We start from the raw sequence: 18,471 nt of genomic DNA, 5'->3' as shown, positions 1-18,471 counted from the left end.
ATAGAGTCGCTTCGCTCCCACTATCCTTCTGATCCACTTTTCGCTCCGCTGCGACGGCTGGCTCTATGGGGACGGCAACCCCCACGGGCTCGCCTGCGGCCTCGCCTCGTCTCCTACTCGCCTTCGGCTTTGGTCGGGGTTGGTATGCTTCTCTCGCATTGAGATGGATATCGACAGATAATCTTTCCTCCCCTCTTTTCGAAAGACCCAATCATGACCCTGACCACCCAACGCTGGGATCTCACCTGGAAAAAATTGGGTCTGGTTTGCCCCGATACGCACTTGTTTGACTCGGTCCTCTCACACTACCGCGAACCCCATCGCCACTATCACACCCTTCAGCACCTCGATGAATGCTTTGCAAAGTGGGAAGAGTTGCACACCGAGTCCTCCCACCCTGGCGAAGTTGAGCTGGCACTCTGGTTTCATGACGTCATCTACGACGTCAAACGTCATGACAACGAAGAGAAGAGCGCGGCTTGGGCTCGGCGTTGTCTGGTGGATGCGGGCGCATCGGAAGAGATTGCGCAGCGCGTGCATGCACTGGTGATGGCAACCCGGCATCATCAGCCCAGCGTGGAGGGTGACGCGTCGTTATTGGTGGATGTGGACTTGTCGATATTGGCCGCTCCACCGGATCGTTTTGAAGAATACGAACGGCAGATTCGTGCGGAATACGACTATGTTCCGCTAGCGTTGTTCATGCAAGAGCGGAAGAAGATTCTGCAAGGGTTCTTGAATCGTCCGTGGATATACCGAACGAAGAACTTTTTCGACCGCTATGAGGCAACAGCGAGAAAGAATTTGGAGAGGGCGCTCGAAGGACTATAGCGAGAAAGTCCGAAGCCGAAGGCGAGCAGTGTCCGTCGCGATGCCGAAGGCGAGCCGGGCAGGCTGTCCGCATCTGCGCCGCCGCTTCAGTACCCAATAAAACGGATCAGAAAAATAACCGGAGCGAAGCGACTTTATTTTTCCCGTTTTATTGGGTACTGAAGCGGGGACCCTCCGAAGGAGGGCGGCGGAGTTGCGGTCGCCTTCTTTTGCTTACTTTTCTTGGCGAGACAAGAAAAGTGAGCGGCTGCCGGGCCGCCCCCGGCGCGTTCTCCCGACCGGAGAGAGATAAGAATTAAGCTAGAGCGCAGGAAGAAATTCCGTGCAGACTACGCCCAAAAACCTAACACCATCAAAGCCCGCCGATAAACCCAAGAACCAATTCAGCAAACGCAACAGGCTGCTCAACAGCACTGACATGAGAGGCATCGGCAATGACCTCAAGCCGAGAGCCAGCGATACCGTCCACCAATGCCTGAGCCATGGCAACCGGCGTCCCCTGATCCAGCTCTCCTGCGATCACCAGCGTAGGGACAAGAATGGCCCCCAACCGGGACGAAGTATCAACAGTCCCGACAGCATGACAGCACCCCGCATACCCCACCGCATCGGTAGTGACCAGCCGCTGCCGATAGCGCGCCACGGTAGCCGCCTGAGCAGCACGGAACCCCTCATGGAAATACCGCCCCATGACCGCATCCGCAATAACCTCGATCCCTTGGTCCCGCACGGTAGCAATCCGCTGCTGCCAAACCTCGCGCGCCGCCTCCGGATAGGCGGAGGTAGTGTTGGCCAGCACCAGTGCCCGCACCAGTCCCGGATGGCGCAAGGCCAGCTCCTGCCCGACCATGCCCCCCATGGACAAGCCCACCCACACCACCGGCCCCGTATCCAGCTCCCGCAACAAGCGCGCAGCATCATCAGCCAGGTCCGCCATGCTGTAGAGCCCGTCGACCTTCTCCGAACTGCCATGCCCGCGATGATCGTAAGCGATCACCCGGCAATCGGCCGCCAGCAGATTGGCCAGTCCGTCCCACATCATCAGGTCGGTCCCAAGCGCATGCGACAACACCACCGTATGCCGCGGCGCCTTGCCATTGCGCGGCTCCCGCAAGGTGTAATGCAGCGCCGGTGAAGACGAGGTACGCCCCTCACGCCCCACCCCCGGATGCACGCTGGCAGCAGGCGCCTGCGGCACCACCGCGTAACCGATCTGCTCGCCTACTTCACGCAAGATTTTCTGCGCATGCGTGAACGCCGTATTGCCCGCCGGCACACCCGCATAAACCGAAGCCTGGATCATCACTTCCTTCATCTCATCCGGCGTCAACCGCGTAGCCGGATCGGCAGTCAGCCCGGCGCGCACGTGCAGTTCAAATTCTTCCCAGCGTCCCAGCGCAATGGTGATGGCCAGCACGATGATGCGCCGGGTCTTGTGGTCCAGCCCGGGACGGCCCCAGATTTCATTCCAGGCAAAGCGCGTGATCAGGTTCTGGAAATCGGCATTGAAATTGGTGGCGTTGGCCACCGAACGGTCAACCCATTGGTCGCCCAGCACACTGCGGCGATTGCGCATGCCGCGCTCGAAATCATGGTCCAGCGGATCGTAGCTCATGAGGTGTTCTCTTTTGTCTCGTGATGTGGAGGATGGTGGAGAAATCAGTGGTTCAGCGCGCCAGCATCGTGCGCAAATGTTCAAGCTGCCCTTCAGCAATGCAGCGCGCAGGCCGCGTCGCCTGCACCGGATCGAACAGCCCGCGCAACATGGCCAGGTCGATCTCCTTGCCCAGCTGCGCATCGGCCTGTACGGCATCGACCAGCACATCGACCAGTTGCGCGCCATCGGCCACGGCCTTGCGCGTGAGCTGCTCCAGCAGACTGTGCGCACGCGGACGGCCGATCACGCCCGCCAGTGCAATTGATGCGGATTCGGCAAACACCAATCCCTGCAGCGCATCGATATTGCGCAACATGCGCGCCTCGTCAATGACCAGTGCGGCAAACGCATCATTGAGCGCACGCAAGGCCCCGTGCACGCCCAGGAACAAGCCCGGCCATTCGGCCAGTTCGGCCTGCCAGTTGCCCAGCCCGCGTTCGTGTTGCTGCGACATCGCCCCCAGCAGCGCAGCGGCCTGTTGCGGCGCACGGGTGGCGGCAGCCAGGGCGATCATGGACGACACCGGATTGCGCTTGTGCGGCATCGCCGATGATCCGCCCCGGCCATTGCCGGAAGGCTCGGCCAGTTCGGCAATTTCACCCTGCGCCATCAGCGACAGGTCAGTCGCGATCTTGCCCAGGCTGCCCGCCAGCACGGCCATCTCGGTACCCAGCCGTATCCATTCGTCGCGCTGGGTATGCCACGCCGCATCGGGTGTCTTCAAGCCGAGCGCCGCAGCCATCCGTGCGGCCACGGCCGGCCCCTTCTCACCGAGTACGGCCAGCGTGCCTACTGCGCCGCCCAGTTGCAGCTGCAGGGCGCGTTCGGCCAGCGCCTGCAGTTGCGCGCGCGAGCGCAGCAGGGGGGCGGCCCAGTTGCAGAACTTCAAGCCCAGGCTGGTGACTTGCGCCGGTTGCATCAGCGTGCGCGCCAGCACCGGCGTATCCAGATGGGATTGCGACAAGTCCAGCAGGCGATGCGCCAGCTGGCCCAGTTCTCCATCGACCAGCCGCAGGGCCTCACGCGTAACCAGTACCATGGCCGTATCCAGCACGTCCTGGCTGGTACTGCCCCAGTGCACGTGGGTGGCGGCTTCCTCGCTGTAGAGGGCGACCGTGCGCTGCAATTCCTTGACCAGCGGAATGGCCAGCGCACCGGCACGGCGGCCGGCGACGATGAGCGCGTTGATGTCGTAGAGCGGGGCGCGGCATACGCTGGCGATGGCACGCGCAGCGGCCTCGGGGATGATGCCCTCGGCGGCTTCGGCCTCGGCCAGGACTTGCTCGAAACGCAGCATGGCTTGCACCACCGCCTGGTCGTCGAACACCGCAATCATGTCGGATGTGGTGAGGAAGCTGTCGAAGATCGAAACGCTCATGAAGTCTCCATTGCTTGCCCGTCCGGCGCGATCCAACGCAAACGGGATCCGGCAGGCCAAAGCCTGCGGATCCCCTCGCGCGTCACGCCGTAACGGGCGTTCAGGTGTAGTCGAAGAATACCGTCTCGCTCGCGCCCTGCATGTGAATATTCCACAGGTAGCTGCCATCGGCTTGCTTGCGGGCGATCAGGGTGTGGCGGCGGTCAGCCGGGACCTGCTCCAGCAGGGCCGATTGCGCCAACGCCGGATCATCTTCCAGGAAGACGGCCGTGAACTGGTGCTTGACCAGCCCGCGTGCAAACACGGTCACATAAGCCACCGGCTTGCCGGCCGGCGCCTGCGGCTGCGAAATCGAAAAAGTGAACCCGCCCTCTTCATTGGTGGGCACGCGGCGATATCCGGGAATGGCATGTGAAGTTTCTGCCGCAGCGCTGCCCGGCAGCCAGGCTTCGGCCCAGGCGTCGTTGACGGGGACGCCGTCGCCATCGATGATGGCGCCCTTGATCTTGACCTGCGGCGCGCTGCTTTCCACGCGCGAAGTCAGTTCCACGGCCCAGGCCCAGGCTTCGTGCGGGAAGGGGCCGATGGTTTGCGAAGTGGTGATGTTGCTCATGTGGTCTCCTGCCTTGTGTTCAGATGCCCATGGGCGTGGCGTTGCGGCCGCGCAGGACGATGTCGAATTCATAGCCCAGCATCTTGTCGTCCACCGTCTCCTCCAGCGAGAAGCGCGAAATCAGGCGCTGGCGGGCGGCTTCGTCAGGGATGCTCTGGAAGATCGGGTCATAGGCGAACAGCGGATCATTGGGGAAATACATCTGCGTCACCAGGCGCTGCGCATAGACGTTGCCGAACAGCGAGAAGTGGATGTGCGCCGGACGCCAGGCCTTGTGGTGATTGCCCCAGGGATACGGGCCGGGCTTGATGGAGACGAAGCGATAGCGGCCATTGTCATCGGTGAGCATCTTGCCGAAGCCGGTGAAGTTCGGGTCCAGCGGCGCATCGTGCTGGTCCTTCTTGTGGAAGTAGCGGCCGGCGGCATTGCACTGCCAGACTTCCAGCAGCGAATTGCGCACCGGCTTGCCATCTTCATCGAGCACCCGGCCGGTGACGACGATCTTCTCGCCCAGCGGTTCGCCCTTGCCTTGCGCGGTCAGGTCCATGTCGTGCGGCAGGATCAGCTTGGGCGAGGCGAACAGGTTGGTGCCGGTGGCGGTCTCGTCGCGCACGCGCAGCGGGGCTTGCGTGGGGCCGCGCTTGGCGGTGGACTTGTACGGGGGATAGATCAGTTCCGGATAGACACCGGGTTCGATGGCATCGAATTGCATGAGGTCTCCTCAGTCGACGGGGTGAATGCGGCGTCGTCTTCGGATTCCTTGCCTGCCGGAATGGGCGAATGGCGCGCCGTGCTTGGGTGTGGACAGATAGTAGGCAAGCCGATCCCCGCTCTCAAGGCCAACGCAGCGCAGCATATCCGCCCTGCGCCCGCTTTGTGCGAGAATCGCACAAATGGCCGATTTTCTGCAGCGAACGGAAGACGGTGCGCATCAGCTTGTTTTATCCACAGGGCAGGGAAACATGCAGCAAGAACACATCGAAGAAGTGGAGGAGGGCGCAGACGGTCCTCTCAAGCGTGACCTGGTCGCCGGTCTGGAAAAGGGCCTGCAGGTGATCGAAGCGTTTGACCAGGAGCGCTCGCGCCTGACCATCGCCGAGGTGGCGCAACTGACGGGCCTGACCCGCGCTGCCGCGCGCCGCTATCTCATCACGCTCACGCACCTGGGCTACATGCGGCACGACAACAAGACCTTCTCGCTCACGCCCTTGGTGCTGCGGCTGGGCCAGTCCTACCTGCATTCGGCGCGGCTGCCGCGCATCGTGCAGCCGCTGCTGTACCGGCTGGCGTATTCGCTGGGCGAGGCGGCCTCCTGCGGGGTGCTTGATCATGACCAGCTGGTATGCGTGGCGGCGGTGAGCGCGGGGCAACTGGTATCGACCACCTTGCAGCCGGGTACGCGTGTGCCGGCCTACTGCACCGCCAATGGGCGCATCCTGCTGGCCAATCTGCCACCGGCGCAGCTCGATGCCATTCTCGCGCGTGCCCAGCCGGAGGCCATCACGGCCCATACCATCACCGACGTCGAACGATTGGGACTGGAAATCGCGCGCGCCCGCGCACAGGGTTATGCGCTGGTGGACCAGGAACTGGAACTGGGCTTGCGCACCATGGCCGTGCCGGTGCGCAACTTCCGTGGCGAGGTGGTGGCGGCGATGAACATCAGCGTGCATGCGGCCCGCATGAAACTGGAAGACATGGTGGAACGCTGCCTGCCGGCCATGCTGAAGATTCAGGTGGAGCTGGGAGCGCTATTGTGAGGCGTGGCTGACTTTCGAAGATGGCGCACGGATTTTCGTTTTTGCGCCAACGTCGAAAACGGCACACCGGCACATTTATTCTTCCACATGCGTGCGCCGATATTCCTTGGGCGTCAGTCCCATGTGCCGCTTGAAGAGCCGGCTGAAATACGCCGGATCCTGAAAGCCCAGTTCATAGGCAATCGTCGAAATGCCTGAGGGCACATAGGTCAGCTTGCGGCAAGCCTCCAGGATCAATCGCTGCTGCGCCAGGTCGAAGGCCGAATGCCCGGCCAGCTTCAGGCACAGGCGATTGAGGCGGCTGGGCGTGATGCGCAGCTTGTCGGCATAGACCGCCACCTGCCATTGCTCCTTGAAATGCTGCTCCACCAGTGCGCGAAAACGGCTGAACAATTCAAAGTCGCCGCGTCCGGACAATTCCGCCGAGCGATGATCCGCTTCCAGCCGCACCAGCAACAGCATGACGCTGCGCGCCAGCCATTCCAGCATCAGCGTGTGGCCGGTGCGCGGCGCGGCCGATTCGGCAATCAACAGACGCAGCAGCGTCTCCATGCGCTCGCGCAATTCCGGTACGCGCCCCAGTTCGATGGCCATCGGGCGCAGGAACAAGGGCGAAAACAATTCGCCGTGCCCCTCGCTGCCGCCGGCCGAAAACACCACGTGCGGATCCACCGTCAGCACGAATCCCACGGCCTGTTCCGAGAAATCGAAACCATGTACCAGGGACGGATGGATGGTGATGACCACCGGACCATCGACTTCCCAGACCTCTTCCTCCATCAAGGCACTGACGTGTCCGGACATTAAAAAAAGTACCTGAAAAAGTCCGGCATGGGTGTGCGGTGCAATATGCCAGTCATGCACGCGGCTGCGCGTCTCGATCAGTTCGATGTGCACCGGCTCCGCATCTTCCGGCCGGGAAGCCTCGCCGTACAAGGAAAATTGCGGTACATCGCTGGTGCGCGGTTTGCTGCGGGGCAAGGGCATAGGGTCTCCATCCTGTGCGTTGCGAGGGGGCGGCATGGTTGTGCTCTGTAAAAATAGTACAAGTAATTGGCGGGATCATCCATTTTTTATCAGAACACCACCGTCTAAGATTCTTCTCACACCAAGAACAAGAACAGATCAACTGCCACCCGCTTCGGCTCGCGCCATTGCGTGCCGGGAACGAAAACGGTGCCTGACCTTTACACGGAGACCTCCATCATGCGTACCCAAGTCGCCATCATCGGCGCCGGCCCGGCCGGTTTGTTGCTGTCCCACCTGCTGCACCTCAAGGGCATCGAATCGGTCGTGCTGGAAACCCGCACCCGCGAAGATATCGAATCCACCATCCGTGCCGGCGTGCTGGAACAAGGCACCATGGACATCCTCAACGAGACTGGCGTGGGCGAGCGCATGAAGCGCGAAGGCGCGCTGCATCACGGCATCGAGCTGGCCTTCGGTGGCCGCCGCCATCGCATCGACCTCACCGAACTGACCGGCAAGGCCATCACCGTCTATGCCCAGCACGAAGTGATCAAGGACCTGGTGGCCGCACGCCTGGCCGCGCAAGGGCAATTGCTGTTCGGTGTGAGCGGCACCAGCATCGAAGGCGTCGAGACCAGCAAGCCGCGCGTGCGCTTCATGCACGAGGGCGAGCAGCATACGCTGGAGGCGGATTTCATCGCCGGTTGCGACGGCTTCCATGGCGTCTCGCGTCCGGCCATTCCAGAGAGCAAGCGCCAGGATTACCAGCGCATCTATCCCTTCGGCTGGTTCGGCGTGCTGGTGGAAGCGCCGCCGTCCTCGGACGAACTGATCTATGCCCAGCATGATCGCGGCTTCGTGCTCATCAGTACCCGTTCGCCAACGGTGCAGCGCATGTACTTCCAGTGCGATCCCAAGGACAGCGTGGACAACTGGAGCGATGACCGCATCTGGAATGAATTCCATACCCGCCTGGAAAACGGCGATGGCTGGCGCGTCAAGGAAGGCAAGATCTTCCAGAAGGGCATCATCGGCATGCGCAGTTTCGTCTCTACGCCGATGCAGCATGGCCGCCTGTTCCTGGCCGGTGATGCCGCGCACATCGTGCCGCCCACTGGCGCGAAGGGTTTGAACCTGGCGGTGGGTGACGTGAAACGCCTGGCCCAGGGCATCGAGGATTTCTATCGCAGTGCCAGCGAGGAAGGTCTCGCGTCCTACACCGAGCAAGCCCTGAAGCGCATCTGGCGTGCCGAATATTTCTCGTGGTGGATGACCAGCATGCTGCATACCTTCGACGATGCCTCGCCCTTCCAGCGCCAGATCCAGCGCGCCGAACTGGAGAACGTGGTCAACTCGCGCGCCCTCTCGACGGCACTGGCGGAGAACTACGTCGGCGCATTCTGATTCACCGCCGCCCGCTGTCAGCAAGCAACGATGACGCCCGCGCACGCGGGCGTTGTCATTGGGAGAGCGTGAGATCGCCAGCCTCGGCCCCCTCATTGCGCCGGCGGGCAAGCAGGCGGCGGCAATGGCCGCGCACAAGGTAGAGCGCGGCCCGGGCATAGCAACAGCCACCGGCCCAGGTAGCGACGATGTTGCCGGGATAGCCCATGCCCAGTGCGCGCGCCAGTGCCGACAGCAGGGCGCAGGCCAGCAGGATGAGCCAGGTCCGTGCGTGAGCTTGCAGGCGCAAGGAGCGTGCGTGGAATTGGAGCCGGACTTGCCCGGCATCAAGAGGTGCGGGCAGGACAATCTGTTTGAGCGACCAGGAGAGTTTCATGCGAGGCTCCGTGTGTTCCCGCCGTGCTGCGGGGCTGACGTGCTGCGATGGACTGCGATCCGGACTGCGATGGGTGATGCAGGTGCAGATTCATGGTGGCACAGCGCTCTGACAATGCACTGACGCCGGCCTGACACGAACATGTCGTCCCGCGATTGACGCGCGATTCGCGCTGCCATGAAATCGATTGCATGCGCCAGGCCCTACAATGGCGCGATGAACTTCAACCTGAACTTGCCTGAGCTCCACTCCCTGATCTGGGACGAACTGCGTCGCGGTGCCAGCCCGACGCGCTCGCCGTTTACCATCTGGCAACTGGCCACGCTGGGCCTGGATGGCACGCCCCAGTTGCGTTCCATTGTCCTGCGCGAGGCCGATGCGACTGCCGGGTCGCTGTGCTTTCACACCGATCTGCGCTCTCCCAAACTGGCCGAGATTCGGGCCGACGGGCGGGTGGCCATGCTGGCGGTGGACCTCGAGCGCCATCTGCAACTGCGCGTCAACGGCGTGGCTCAGGTGGTGCAGGATGCGGCCCGCGTGCGCGCCATGTGGACGGGGGCCCGGCCACACACGCTGATCCTGTACAAGACGCCGCATGCCCCCGGCACGCCTGTTGTGCAACCGGAAGACGCTCACGTGCAGCCGCACGTCAGCAGCGATGGTGTCGAGAATTTTGCGCTGGTGGAAGTGCGGCTGGAGCGCATCGAATGGCTGGACCTGACGCCGGACCAGCATCGCCGTGCCCGCTTCGCGCGCGGGCAGGATCAATGGCAGGGGCAGTGGATCGCGCCGTGAGGCGAGCGCGACTCAGGCCAGCGCCGGATAGGTGAACGCGAGGAAGTGCACCGCATTGAGCGTGAAATGCAGCAGGATCGGTGCCTCGATCCGTCCGCTGCGCTGGAACACCCACGCATAGCCGAGGCCGGCCAGCCCGGCAATCGCCGCATAGGTCATGCCGCCCCCGAAATGCGCGGCTCCGAAGAGCAATGCCGACGCCATCAGCGCCAGTCCGCTACCGCCACGCATCCCCTGCAAGGCGGATTGCAGACGCTGCTGGATCACGCCGCGGAAGAAGGCTTCCTCGGCCACCACGGTCAACAGCAGGTTGATGGCCAGGAACTCCACCGTGAAGACAGGCCACTTCAGTGCCGGCTTGACCAGACCTGTGAACCAGCCCACGCCCATCACCAGCACGATCGTCGCGAGGCCCGGCAGCAGCGTCCTGGCGATGCTCTCGCGCCATTCCCGCCACGCATGGCAGCGTGGGGCCAGCAGCGCCAGCAACAGCAGTCCGGCACTCCCTTTGTCGAGATTGGCGAACAGCATGTAGGGCCGCGCATCCGCAGTGATGGCCGCTGACGGGATCACCAGCACATTGTGGAAACCGGGCCAGCGATGCAAGGCCAGCAGCAGCGCGAGCAACAGCGTGAACGCCAGCAGACTGCGGCGTTGCCATGCGTGTGGCGCATGGGTCGTGCCCCGGGCAGCGAACCCCAACAGGACGATGCCCGGGACGGCGATGGCATCGAGCTGGCCGTCATGCAGTCCCAGCGCGAGGGCCAGCCCCAGCAGCGGCAGCCAGGGCGCGAGGGGTCGACCAGCAGGCAAGGGCAGGGCGGGCAACCAGATGCTGCAGATCGCCAGCATCAAGAGGAGAGCGGAAGGCATCGGATAAAAAGGCGGAACGCGACGAAGCCCGTGTTTTAACATGACGGCCATCGAGACTGCCAGAGGTTCTGATGACGATGCGCAATTTCGGTCAGGATTTGTGGCGCGCTTTCTTGCACAGTACGTCCCGTGAACCGAGGAACCGATGAACGACGACCGCAAAACCAGCAGCCAGGCCCGCTATCAAGCCCGATTCGAGCGCGTGCTCGACCATATCGAGGCGTATCTCCATACGCCCCTGGAGATGGAGCAGCTGGCGGCCGTCGCGCATTTTTCGCGGTTCCATTTCCAGCGGCAATTTGCCGATTTCACCGGCGTCGGGGTGGCGCGTTACATCCTGCTGATGCGCCTGAAGCATGCCAGCCTGCAACTGGCCTTCCAGCCGCAGCGGCGCATCATCGACATCGCCCTCGAAGCCGGTTTCGAAAATCCGGAATCGTTTACGCGCGCTTTCAGGAGTGCCTTCGGCCAGTCGCCCTCGCAGTTCCGGCGCACACCCGACTGGCCCTCCTGGAACGAGCGTTTCGTCTTCCGCATCCCTGAAAGGAAAGTGGACGTGCAAGCCGAGATCGTCAACGTCGAATCCATCCGCATCGCCATGCTTACGCATCGCGGTCCCGTCAATCAGCTCAATGGCACCGTCGGGCAGTTCATCGACTGGCGCAAGGCCACGGGCCTGTCACCGGTGGACCGCTGTCGCACCTTTGGTCTGGCCTGGGACAATCCCGATACCACGCCCCCGGAGCAATTCCGCTTCGGCATCTGCGGCGAGGTGGAAGGGGACGTGCCGGACAATCCGCAAGGCGTGGAAGCCTTCCTGATTCCCGGCGGGCGCTGCGCGCGCGTACGGCATGCGGGCGCGCATGACCGGCTGGGCGAGAGCATCTATCCGCTGTATCGCCAGTGGCTGCCGGAGAGCGGCGAGGAACTGCGGGATTTCCCGCTGTACTTCCACTACCTCAACCTGCTGCCCGATACGCCGCCGGGCGAGCTGCTGACGGATATCTACCTGCCCTTGAAATAGGGCCGCTCAAAAAACGGGAAGAAACTTCACGCCACCAGAGCGCGCGAAAAGTGTGCCATCTGGTGCGTGGGCACCAGCAGCGGGACGAAGGAAGCTTCGTTCACAGCGAGCCAATAGGACAGGTGCGGGCTGGCATCGAAGCCATAGTTGCTGCCGTCGAGCTGCCAGAAGCGCGGGATCGCCAGCGCGGGGCGGACGCGATGCTTGAGCTGGTCCAGGCTGGCCAGGCGCGCAGCGCACGGCTGGAAAGGTGCCAGCGCCGCTGCTTCTCCGCTGGCTGCGAAACCTGCCGTGGCGAACCACTCCAGTACCTTGCGCGGACTGGCGTTGAGGCTCGCCCAGTCCTGCATGGCATCGGAACGCCCGGTGATGATGCGGGTGCAGCTGCTGACATACAGCTCGACCTTGCCCAGCAAGGCAGTGGGGACAGGGACTCGGACTTTGGCAAACGGCAGCATCGGCGGGGGCTTCCTTGGTGCGGAGATGGGCGGATCCGGGTGGAGCGGATCATTGAGGTTGTCACTGTAGCCATCCTGTGCGGGGCTGGCGATCGGGGAAATCCTGACGGCGCGTCAGCCAGCAGATTGGCGGCGGTCAGGAATTTCCCGATGCCGCAGTGGTCATCACTCCTGTAAAACGTTTGCTGTAGCCATCCCGTGGCTTGTGCACTTCTTACAGGACTGTCCCCCGCAGCATGAGCTTTCCCAGCATCATCATGATCGACCCCAGCCAGGAGGCCGCTGAACTGGCGCGCTTCGCCTTGTGGCGTGCCGGCTTGCATTGCGCCTTCCGTGCGTGTCCTGACCTGGCCACGGCGCGTCGCTGCCTGCTGCAGGGACGCCGCCAGGGCGATGACATTGCACCCAGCCTGATCCTGCTGGAGTCCGACATGGAATGCGGCGAGGGCCTGCAGCTGCTGCGCGAGTTGCGCGCCAGCAAGCATCTGGCTGAAGCGCCGGTGGTGGTCTTCCCTTCCTACGAGACCGAGGGCGAGCGCGAGGCGCTGGCCGCCGGCGCGACCGAATACCTGCCCAAGCCGGTCGATGGCGAACACTATGCGCAGTGTGTGGTGGAGATGGTGGAGCGCTGGTGTGATGTCAGCGAGGCCGCGGCACCGTTGTCCGCAGACGTGATGCGCGATGCGCTGGCCGGTCTGCCCGGGCATCCGCAGCGGCGCCAGGAAGATGGCTCTCCGCAAGGCGGGCGCTCACACTGAACTGCGTGCAGCAGCTTGGCGTAAAAACAAACAAAGGGCCGCAAGGCCCTTTTTTCCGCCATGGCAGCGCAGGCGCGATTTCGCGCTCAGCTCAGCTCAGCTCAGCGCCGCGTCTTGATCTTGGGCGTGGGCAGGGCGGTCTTGTACTTGATCTGCTTGAGCGCAAAGCTGGAGCGGATGTTCTTGATGCCGGGGATCTTGGTCAGGTGGTCGACGATGAAGTGCTCCAGCGTCAGCAGGTCCGGCACCACGATGCGCAGCAGATAATCCTCGTCTCCGGTCATCAGGTAGACTTCCATGACTTCATCGAAGGCACTCACGGCCGTTTCGAACTGGGCCAGTGCTTCGGCACCCTGGCGCTCCAGGATCACCTTGACGAACACGTTCACCTTCAGGCCCAGCAGGTGCGGATCGGCCAGCGCCACATAGCGCGAGATGATGCCTTCGGTTTCCAGGCGCTTCACCCGGGCCAGAGTCGGCGAGGGCGAGAGGTTGATGCGGCTGGCCAGCTCCAGATTGCTGATCGAACTGTTCTCCTGCAGGATGTTCAGGATGCGCAAATCGGTGGTATCGAGTTCCATTATCGAAATTTAATTCTGTCAGTTTCAGTTTCGCAGCACTGGATGCTGAATATTGTACGGCAACTTGCAATTTTAAGTGACTCATGCCGGGGCATCCGGCGTATCGTAAGCCGGTGGTTCCATCACACAGCTAGCCCTCAACGACAACAAGACCGAAAAGGCGTCGGGCGCGGGGAGACGGATGGCGCGGCCTGTGTTTTACCGGCTTTTTGTCTCTTTGCATAGCAGCGATTGCAGTGCCGGCATGTTTTGTGCTGACTGCAGGCGAGCGGCCCGGCGCGCCCAGACAGGAGAACAGGAAGTGGACATGTCCCGCCCCAGTGACAGCGATATCCCCAAGGATATCGACCTCGATGCCCAGGAAACCCAAGAGTGGCTGCAAGCGCTGCAGAGCGTGCTGGCCGAAGCCGGCCCGGAACGCGCGCGCTTTCTGCTCTCGCGGCTGTCGGCGGCGGCCCAGCAATGGGGCGTGAACTGGCGCGATGCGCGCAATACGCCCTACGTCAACACCATCCGGCCTGAACAGGAACCGCCTTTTCCCGGCGGGTCGGACGCGCAGGCCATCGAGGAACGCATCGCCAGCATCATGCGCTGGAATGCGCTGGCCATGGTGGTACGCGCCAATCGCGCCTACGGTGAGCTGGGCGGGCACATCGCCAGCTTTGCCTCGGCGGCGGACTTGTTCGAGGTCGGCTTCAATCATTTCTTCCGTGCGCGCGATGCGCAGTTTGCCGGTGACGTGGTCTACTTCCAGCCGCACTCCGCGCCGGGTATCTACGCGCGCGCGTTTCTTGAAGGTGCATTGAGCGAAGAAGACCTGGCCTACTATCGCCGCGAGATCGAGGCCAAGCGCGCGGGACGGCAGGGACTGTCGTCCTATCCGCATCCCTGGCTGATGCCGCATTTCTGGCAGTTCCCGACCGGCTCCATGGGCATCGGTCCCATCAATGCCATCTACCAGGCGCGCTTCCTGCGCTACATGGAGCATCGCGGCCTGCTGCAGGATCAGGGACGCAAGGTGTGGGGCGTGTTCGGCGATGGCGAGATGGATGAGCCCGAATCGCTGGCCGCACTCTCGCTGGCCTCGCGCGAGAAGCTGGACAATCTGATCTTCGTGGTCAACTGCAACCTGCAGCGGCTCGATGGTCCGGTGCGCGGCAATGGCCACATCGTCGATGAACTGGAAACGCTGTTTGCCGGTGCCGGCTGGAACGTCATCAAGCTGCTGTGGGGCTCGGACTGGGATGGCCTGTTTGCGCGTGACAAGGACGGCGAACTGGTCGATGCGCTGAACCGCACGGTGGATGGGCAATTGCAGACCTTCGCCGCCAATGATGGCGCGTTCAATCGCCAGCATTTCTTCGGCCAGACACCGGGCACGCGTGCCATTGGTGCCACCCTCACCGATGAGGAAATCAATCGCCTGCGCCGTGGCGGCCACGACATGAAGAAGATCTTCTCGGCCTATCAGGCAGCGGCCAGCCATCGCGGCCAGCCCACGGTGATCCTGGCGCAGACCAAGAAGGGGTACGGCATGGGCGCGGCGGGCGAGGGCAAGATGACCACGCACCAGCAGAAGAAGCTCGATGAAGAAAGCCTGCTGCAATTCCGTGACCGATTCAAACTGCCGCTGAGCGATGAGCAATGCCGTGAGCTGGCTTTCTACAAGCCGGCTGATGACAGCCCGGAGATGAAGCACCTGCATGCACGCCGTGCCGCACTGGGCGGCTACCTGCCGCGCCGCCATGCGGGCGATGCACGGCGCACCGTGCCGCCGCTGGAGGCGCACAGCAGGTTCGCGCTGGAAGCCGACGGCAAGGAAATGTCGTCCACCATGGCGCTGGTACGCCAGCTCGGCAACCTGTTGAAGGACAAGGACTTCGGCCAGTATGTGGTGCCCATCGTGGCCGATGAGGCGCGCACCTTCGGCATGGCCAACCTGTTCCGCCAGGTCGGCATCTATTCTTCGCAGGGGCAGTTGTATGAGCCGGAGGATATCGGTTCCATCCTCTACTATCGCGAGGCCAAGGATGGCCAGATTCTGGAAGAGGGCATCACCGAGGCGGGAGCGATTTCCTCGTGGACGGCAGCGGCCACCGCGTATTCGGTGCATGGCACGCCGATGCTGCCGTTCTACATCTACTACTCGATGTTCGGTTTCCAGCGCATCGGCGACCTGATCTGGGCGGCGGCGGACCAGCGTGCGCGCGGCTTCCTGATCGGTGCCACCTCCGGCCGCACGACCTTGGGCGGCGAAGGACTGCAGCACCAGGACGGCAACAGTCTGGTGACGGCCGCATCGATTCCCAACTGTGTGTCCTATGATCCGGCCTATGCCTATGAGCTGGCGGTGATCCTGGATGAGGGTATGCGGCGCATGATGGAACGCGGCGATGACGTCTTCTACTACATCACCGTCACCAACGAGAACGAGGCCCAGCCCAGTCTTCCGGACGGCGTGCAGGAGGGCATCCTGCGCGGCATGTACTGTCTCGGCCGCAAGCCCGGGGCGCCAGTGCGGCTGCTGGGTTCCGGCCCCATCCTCAAGGAAGCCGTGGCGGCGGCTGCGCTGCTGCAGCAGCACTGGCAGATCGAGGCCGAGGTGTGGAGCGTGACCAGCTATACCGAACTGGCGCGGGATGGCGTGGCGGCACAACGCGCACAGCGCTTGTCGGGCAGCGATGGCCAGCCCTATGTCACAGCGCAATTGCAGGGCAGTGTGGCGCCCGTGATTGCGGTCAGCGATTACATCCGTACCTTGCCCGAGAGCATTCGCGCCTTCGTGCCGGCACCCTATGTGACGCTGGGGACGGACGGGTTTGGCCGCAGTGATACGCGGGTGAATTTGCGGGACTTCTTCGAGATCGATGCGCGCTGGATTGCCTATACGGCCTTGTGTGAAGTATGGGGCGATGAACGTGCGCGGCTTGAAGAAGCAGCGCGTACATTGGGTATCGATACGAACAAGCCCTTGTCGTCCTCGGTATGAAGTGGAGCGATAGATGAACGGTGGCCAGCCGGATTGAAAATCTCTCATCTGGCCCGCCGCCGTGTTTGCTATAGTGAAACCGCCCGTGCATCACGGGCGGTTTTTTTATGGCTCCGTGATGCGCATCGTCCATGACCTACAGTGAGTGAGGAGTACACACGATGGCTGCACCCAAACGTATCGCGCTGGTGACCGGCGCAGGTTCCGGCATCGGCCGGCAGATCACCCTCGCGCTGCTGCGCGAAGGCTATGGCGTCGCCCTGGCCGGACGCCGCCAGGATGCGCTGGAAGAGACCGTCAAGCTGGCCGGCGAACATGGTGCCAACGCGCTGGTGGTGGCGGCCGACGTGACCGATCCGGCCTCGGTGAAGCAGCTCTTCGCCAGGACCCGCGAGCGTTTCGGACGGCTGGACCTGCTCTTCAACAATGCCGGCATCTTTGCGCCGCCGGTGTCGCTGGAAGAACTGAGCGTGGAGCAGTGGAAGGCGGCGGTGGACATCAACCTGACCGGCGTTTTCCTCTGCACGCAAGAAGCCTTCCGCATCATGAAGGATCAGTCGCCGCGCGGCGGGCGCATCATCAACAACGGCTCGATCTCGGCGCATGCACCGCGCCCGTTCTCGGCCTCCTATACCGCCACCAAGCACGCCATCACGGGGCTGACCAAGGCCACCTCGCTCGATGGCCGCGCCTATGACATCGCCTGCGGGCAGATCGATATCGGCAATGCGTCCACCGACATGACTACGCTCATGAAGAAGGGCACGCTGCAGGCTGATGGCTCGACCAAGGTCGAGCCGACCATGGATGCCGAACACGTGGCCCGTGCCATCCTCTACATGGACAGCCTGCCGCTGGAGGCCAATGTGCAGTTCATGACGGTGATGGCGACCAAGATGCCGTATATCGGGCGGGGGTGAGCCGGTTTATATTCGCCAGATGAAGAAATGGCCGCAGTGATGAGCTGCGGCCATTTTTTTGCACGAACGTAATAAAGGCTAGCGCATCACTCTGTGCCGCCCTTCATGCCCTGCCACTCCGGCGTCAACTGCATGGAAATCCCGAACATGTCCAGTACGCGTCCCAGCGTGTGGTCCACCATCTCTTCCATGGAAGCAGGGCGCTGGTAGAAGCCGGGCAGGGGCGGGAAGATCACGCCGCCCATTTCGGTGACGGATGTCATGTTGCGCAGATGGGCCAGATTGAACGGGGTCTCGCGCACCATCAGCACCAGCCGGCGGCGTTCTTTCAGGACCACATCCGCAGCGCGGGTGATGAGGTTGTCGGACAGTCCATGCGCTACGGCGGCCAGGGTCTTCATCGAACAGGGCGCCACCACCATGCCGGTGGAGGCGAACGAGCCGCTGGCGATGCAGGCGCCGACATCGCGCACGTTGTGCACCACATCGGCCAGCGCTTCCACATCCTTGCGCCGCATGTCCAGTTCCTGGTGCAGATTGAGCACGCCAGCTTCGGACACCATCAGGTGCGTTTCCACCTGGCCATGCTTGCGCAGATGCTCCAGCAGCCGCACGCCATAGATGGCACCGGTGGCACCGGTGATCGCAACGATCAGGCGCTGGCGCGGCTGGCTGGAAGAACTGCTCATGAGTCAGTCAGGCAAGTAAAACTCAGCCCTTGATCAGGGTCTGCAGTTCGCCGGACTCGTACATCTCGGTCATGATGTCGGAGCCGCCGACGAATTCGCCCTTCACGTACAGCTGGGGAATGGTCGGCCAGTTCGAGTATTCCTTGATGCCCTGGCGCACGTCCGGGCTTTCCAGCACGTTGACGGTGACGATGTTCTCGGCACCGCTGGCCTTCAGCAGCTGGATGGCCTTGCCGGAAAAGCCGCATTGGGGGAACTGTGCAGTGCCCTTCATGAACAGCACCACGGGGTTTTGGGTCACGGTTTCTTTGATCCAGGATTGGACGTCGCTCATGGCTGTGCCTTTAAAAATGGGATTGCCCGACATTATAGGGAAAAGCCGGCGGGCGCGTTGAA

General features: G+C 62.8%; 19 protein-coding genes. 8 read left to right on the top strand and 11 right to left on the bottom strand.

What is annotated here, in order from left to right:
- Window positions 1–213 precede the first annotated feature (213 nt).
- Complete coding sequence (locus JOD78_RS27425) at window positions 214–831, top strand: hypothetical protein (protein ID WP_209569260.1); 618 nt, start codon at window positions 214–216, stop codon at window positions 829–831.
- Window positions 832–1,183: 352 nt separating this feature from the next.
- On the opposite strand, the gene pcaD is transcribed toward JOD78_RS27425, so the two are convergent.
- The 4 genes from pcaD to pcaH form a co-directional block, all read right to left on the bottom strand.
- Window positions 1,184–2,446, bottom strand: a complete 1,263-nt coding sequence (pcaD, locus tag JOD78_RS27420; protein ID WP_121045771.1) for a 3-oxoadipate enol-lactonase — start codon at window positions 2,444–2,446, stop codon at window positions 1,184–1,186.
- Window positions 2,447–2,498: 52 nt separating this feature from the next.
- Entirely contained in the window at window positions 2,499–3,866 is a 1,368-nt protein-coding gene (gene pcaB, locus JOD78_RS27415) for a 3-carboxy-cis,cis-muconate cycloisomerase (RefSeq protein WP_209569258.1), read from the bottom strand.
- A 100-nt stretch (window positions 3,867–3,966) separates the two neighbouring features.
- Complete coding sequence (locus JOD78_RS27410) at window positions 3,967–4,479, bottom strand: protocatechuate 3,4-dioxygenase (RefSeq protein ID WP_209569256.1); 513 nt, start codon at window positions 4,477–4,479, stop codon at window positions 3,967–3,969.
- A 19-nt stretch (window positions 4,480–4,498) separates the two neighbouring features.
- Window positions 4,499–5,191, bottom strand: a complete 693-nt coding sequence (gene pcaH, locus JOD78_RS27405; protein ID WP_034336159.1) for a protocatechuate 3,4-dioxygenase subunit beta — start codon at window positions 5,189–5,191, stop codon at window positions 4,499–4,501.
- A 250-nt stretch (window positions 5,192–5,441) separates the two neighbouring features.
- On the opposite strand from pcaH, the gene JOD78_RS27400 reads away from it, so the two are divergent.
- The gene (locus JOD78_RS27400) at window positions 5,442–6,239 is read left to right on the top strand and encodes an IclR family transcriptional regulator C-terminal domain-containing protein (protein WP_121045773.1); all 798 of its coding nucleotides are present in this window, start codon (window positions 5,442–5,444) and stop codon (window positions 6,237–6,239) included.
- A gap of 75 nt (window positions 6,240–6,314) precedes the next feature.
- Here the strand turns inward: JOD78_RS27400 and JOD78_RS27395 are convergent, their stop codons facing one another.
- Complete coding sequence (locus JOD78_RS27395) at window positions 6,315–7,226, bottom strand: helix-turn-helix domain-containing protein (RefSeq protein WP_121045774.1); 912 nt, start codon at window positions 7,224–7,226, stop codon at window positions 6,315–6,317.
- A 219-nt stretch (window positions 7,227–7,445) separates the two neighbouring features.
- On the opposite strand from JOD78_RS27395, the gene JOD78_RS27390 reads away from it, so the two are divergent.
- Window positions 7,446–8,612, top strand: a complete 1,167-nt coding sequence (locus JOD78_RS27390; protein ID WP_134134432.1) for a 4-hydroxybenzoate 3-monooxygenase — start codon at window positions 7,446–7,448, stop codon at window positions 8,610–8,612.
- 55 nt (window positions 8,613–8,667) lie between these two features.
- Here JOD78_RS27390 and JOD78_RS27385 read toward each other — a convergent pair whose 3' ends face one another.
- Window positions 8,668–8,988 (bottom strand): hypothetical protein, encoded by a 321-nt coding sequence (locus JOD78_RS27385; protein ID WP_209569255.1) that lies wholly within the window; start codon window positions 8,986–8,988, stop codon window positions 8,668–8,670.
- Between the two features lie 177 nt (window positions 8,989–9,165).
- Between JOD78_RS27385 and JOD78_RS27380 the strand changes: the two genes are divergently transcribed.
- The gene (locus JOD78_RS27380) at window positions 9,166–9,783 is read left to right on the top strand and encodes a pyridoxamine 5'-phosphate oxidase family protein (protein ID WP_245202323.1); all 618 of its coding nucleotides are present in this window, start codon (window positions 9,166–9,168) and stop codon (window positions 9,781–9,783) included.
- A 12-nt stretch (window positions 9,784–9,795) separates the two neighbouring features.
- Here JOD78_RS27380 and JOD78_RS27375 read toward each other — a convergent pair whose 3' ends face one another.
- Complete coding sequence (locus JOD78_RS27375) at window positions 9,796–10,656, bottom strand: CPBP family intramembrane glutamic endopeptidase (protein WP_245202322.1); 861 nt, start codon at window positions 10,654–10,656, stop codon at window positions 9,796–9,798.
- 145 nt (window positions 10,657–10,801) lie between these two features.
- Here JOD78_RS27375 and JOD78_RS27370 point away from each other — a divergent pair, with 145 nt between their 5' ends.
- Window positions 10,802–11,680: an AraC family transcriptional regulator gene (locus tag JOD78_RS27370; RefSeq protein ID WP_134134430.1), complete on the top strand. Its 879-nt coding sequence runs from the start codon at window positions 10,802–10,804 to the stop codon at window positions 11,678–11,680.
- 26 nt (window positions 11,681–11,706) lie between these two features.
- Here the strand turns inward: JOD78_RS27370 and JOD78_RS27365 are convergent, their stop codons facing one another.
- Complete coding sequence (locus tag JOD78_RS27365) at window positions 11,707–12,138, bottom strand: hypothetical protein (protein WP_134134428.1); 432 nt, start codon at window positions 12,136–12,138, stop codon at window positions 11,707–11,709.
- 236 nt (window positions 12,139–12,374) lie between these two features.
- Between JOD78_RS27365 and JOD78_RS27360 the strand changes: the two genes are divergently transcribed.
- Window positions 12,375–12,896, top strand: coding sequence for a response regulator (locus JOD78_RS27360; RefSeq protein ID WP_121045780.1), 522 nt, complete (start codon window positions 12,375–12,377; stop codon window positions 12,894–12,896).
- A gap of 101 nt (window positions 12,897–12,997) precedes the next feature.
- On the opposite strand, the gene JOD78_RS27355 is transcribed toward JOD78_RS27360, so the two are convergent.
- Window positions 12,998–13,477: an Lrp/AsnC family transcriptional regulator gene (locus tag JOD78_RS27355; RefSeq protein ID WP_006461679.1), complete on the bottom strand. Its 480-nt coding sequence runs from the start codon at window positions 13,475–13,477 to the stop codon at window positions 12,998–13,000.
- A 307-nt stretch (window positions 13,478–13,784) separates the two neighbouring features.
- Here JOD78_RS27355 and mdeB point away from each other — a divergent pair, with 307 nt between their 5' ends.
- Window positions 13,785–16,466 carry an alpha-ketoglutarate dehydrogenase gene (mdeB, locus tag JOD78_RS27350; RefSeq protein WP_121045781.1) on the top strand — a complete coding sequence of 894 codons (2,682 nt, stop codon included), beginning with the start codon at window positions 13,785–13,787 and terminating at the stop codon, window positions 16,464–16,466.
- A gap of 161 nt (window positions 16,467–16,627) precedes the next feature.
- Window positions 16,628–17,386 (top strand): SDR family oxidoreductase, encoded by a 759-nt coding sequence (locus tag JOD78_RS27345; RefSeq protein ID WP_121045782.1) that lies wholly within the window; start codon window positions 16,628–16,630, stop codon window positions 17,384–17,386.
- An 86-nt stretch (window positions 17,387–17,472) separates the two neighbouring features.
- Here JOD78_RS27345 and JOD78_RS27340 read toward each other — a convergent pair whose 3' ends face one another.
- Window positions 17,473–18,075, bottom strand: a complete 603-nt coding sequence (locus JOD78_RS27340) for a UbiX family flavin prenyltransferase (RefSeq protein WP_121045783.1) — start codon at window positions 18,073–18,075, stop codon at window positions 17,473–17,475.
- A 22-nt stretch (window positions 18,076–18,097) separates the two neighbouring features.
- Window positions 18,098–18,409 (bottom strand): Grx4 family monothiol glutaredoxin, encoded by a 312-nt coding sequence (gene grxD, locus JOD78_RS27335; protein WP_039784040.1) that lies wholly within the window; start codon window positions 18,407–18,409, stop codon window positions 18,098–18,100.
- Between the last annotated feature and the right edge of the window lie 62 nt (window positions 18,410–18,471).

The organism is Herbaspirillum sp. 1130 (assembly GCF_017833835.1).
In the GTDB taxonomy this organism is placed as follows: domain Bacteria; phylum Pseudomonadota; class Gammaproteobacteria; order Burkholderiales; family Burkholderiaceae_D; genus Herbaspirillum; species Herbaspirillum huttiense.
This window is presented reverse-complemented; position numbering and strand designations above follow the sequence as displayed.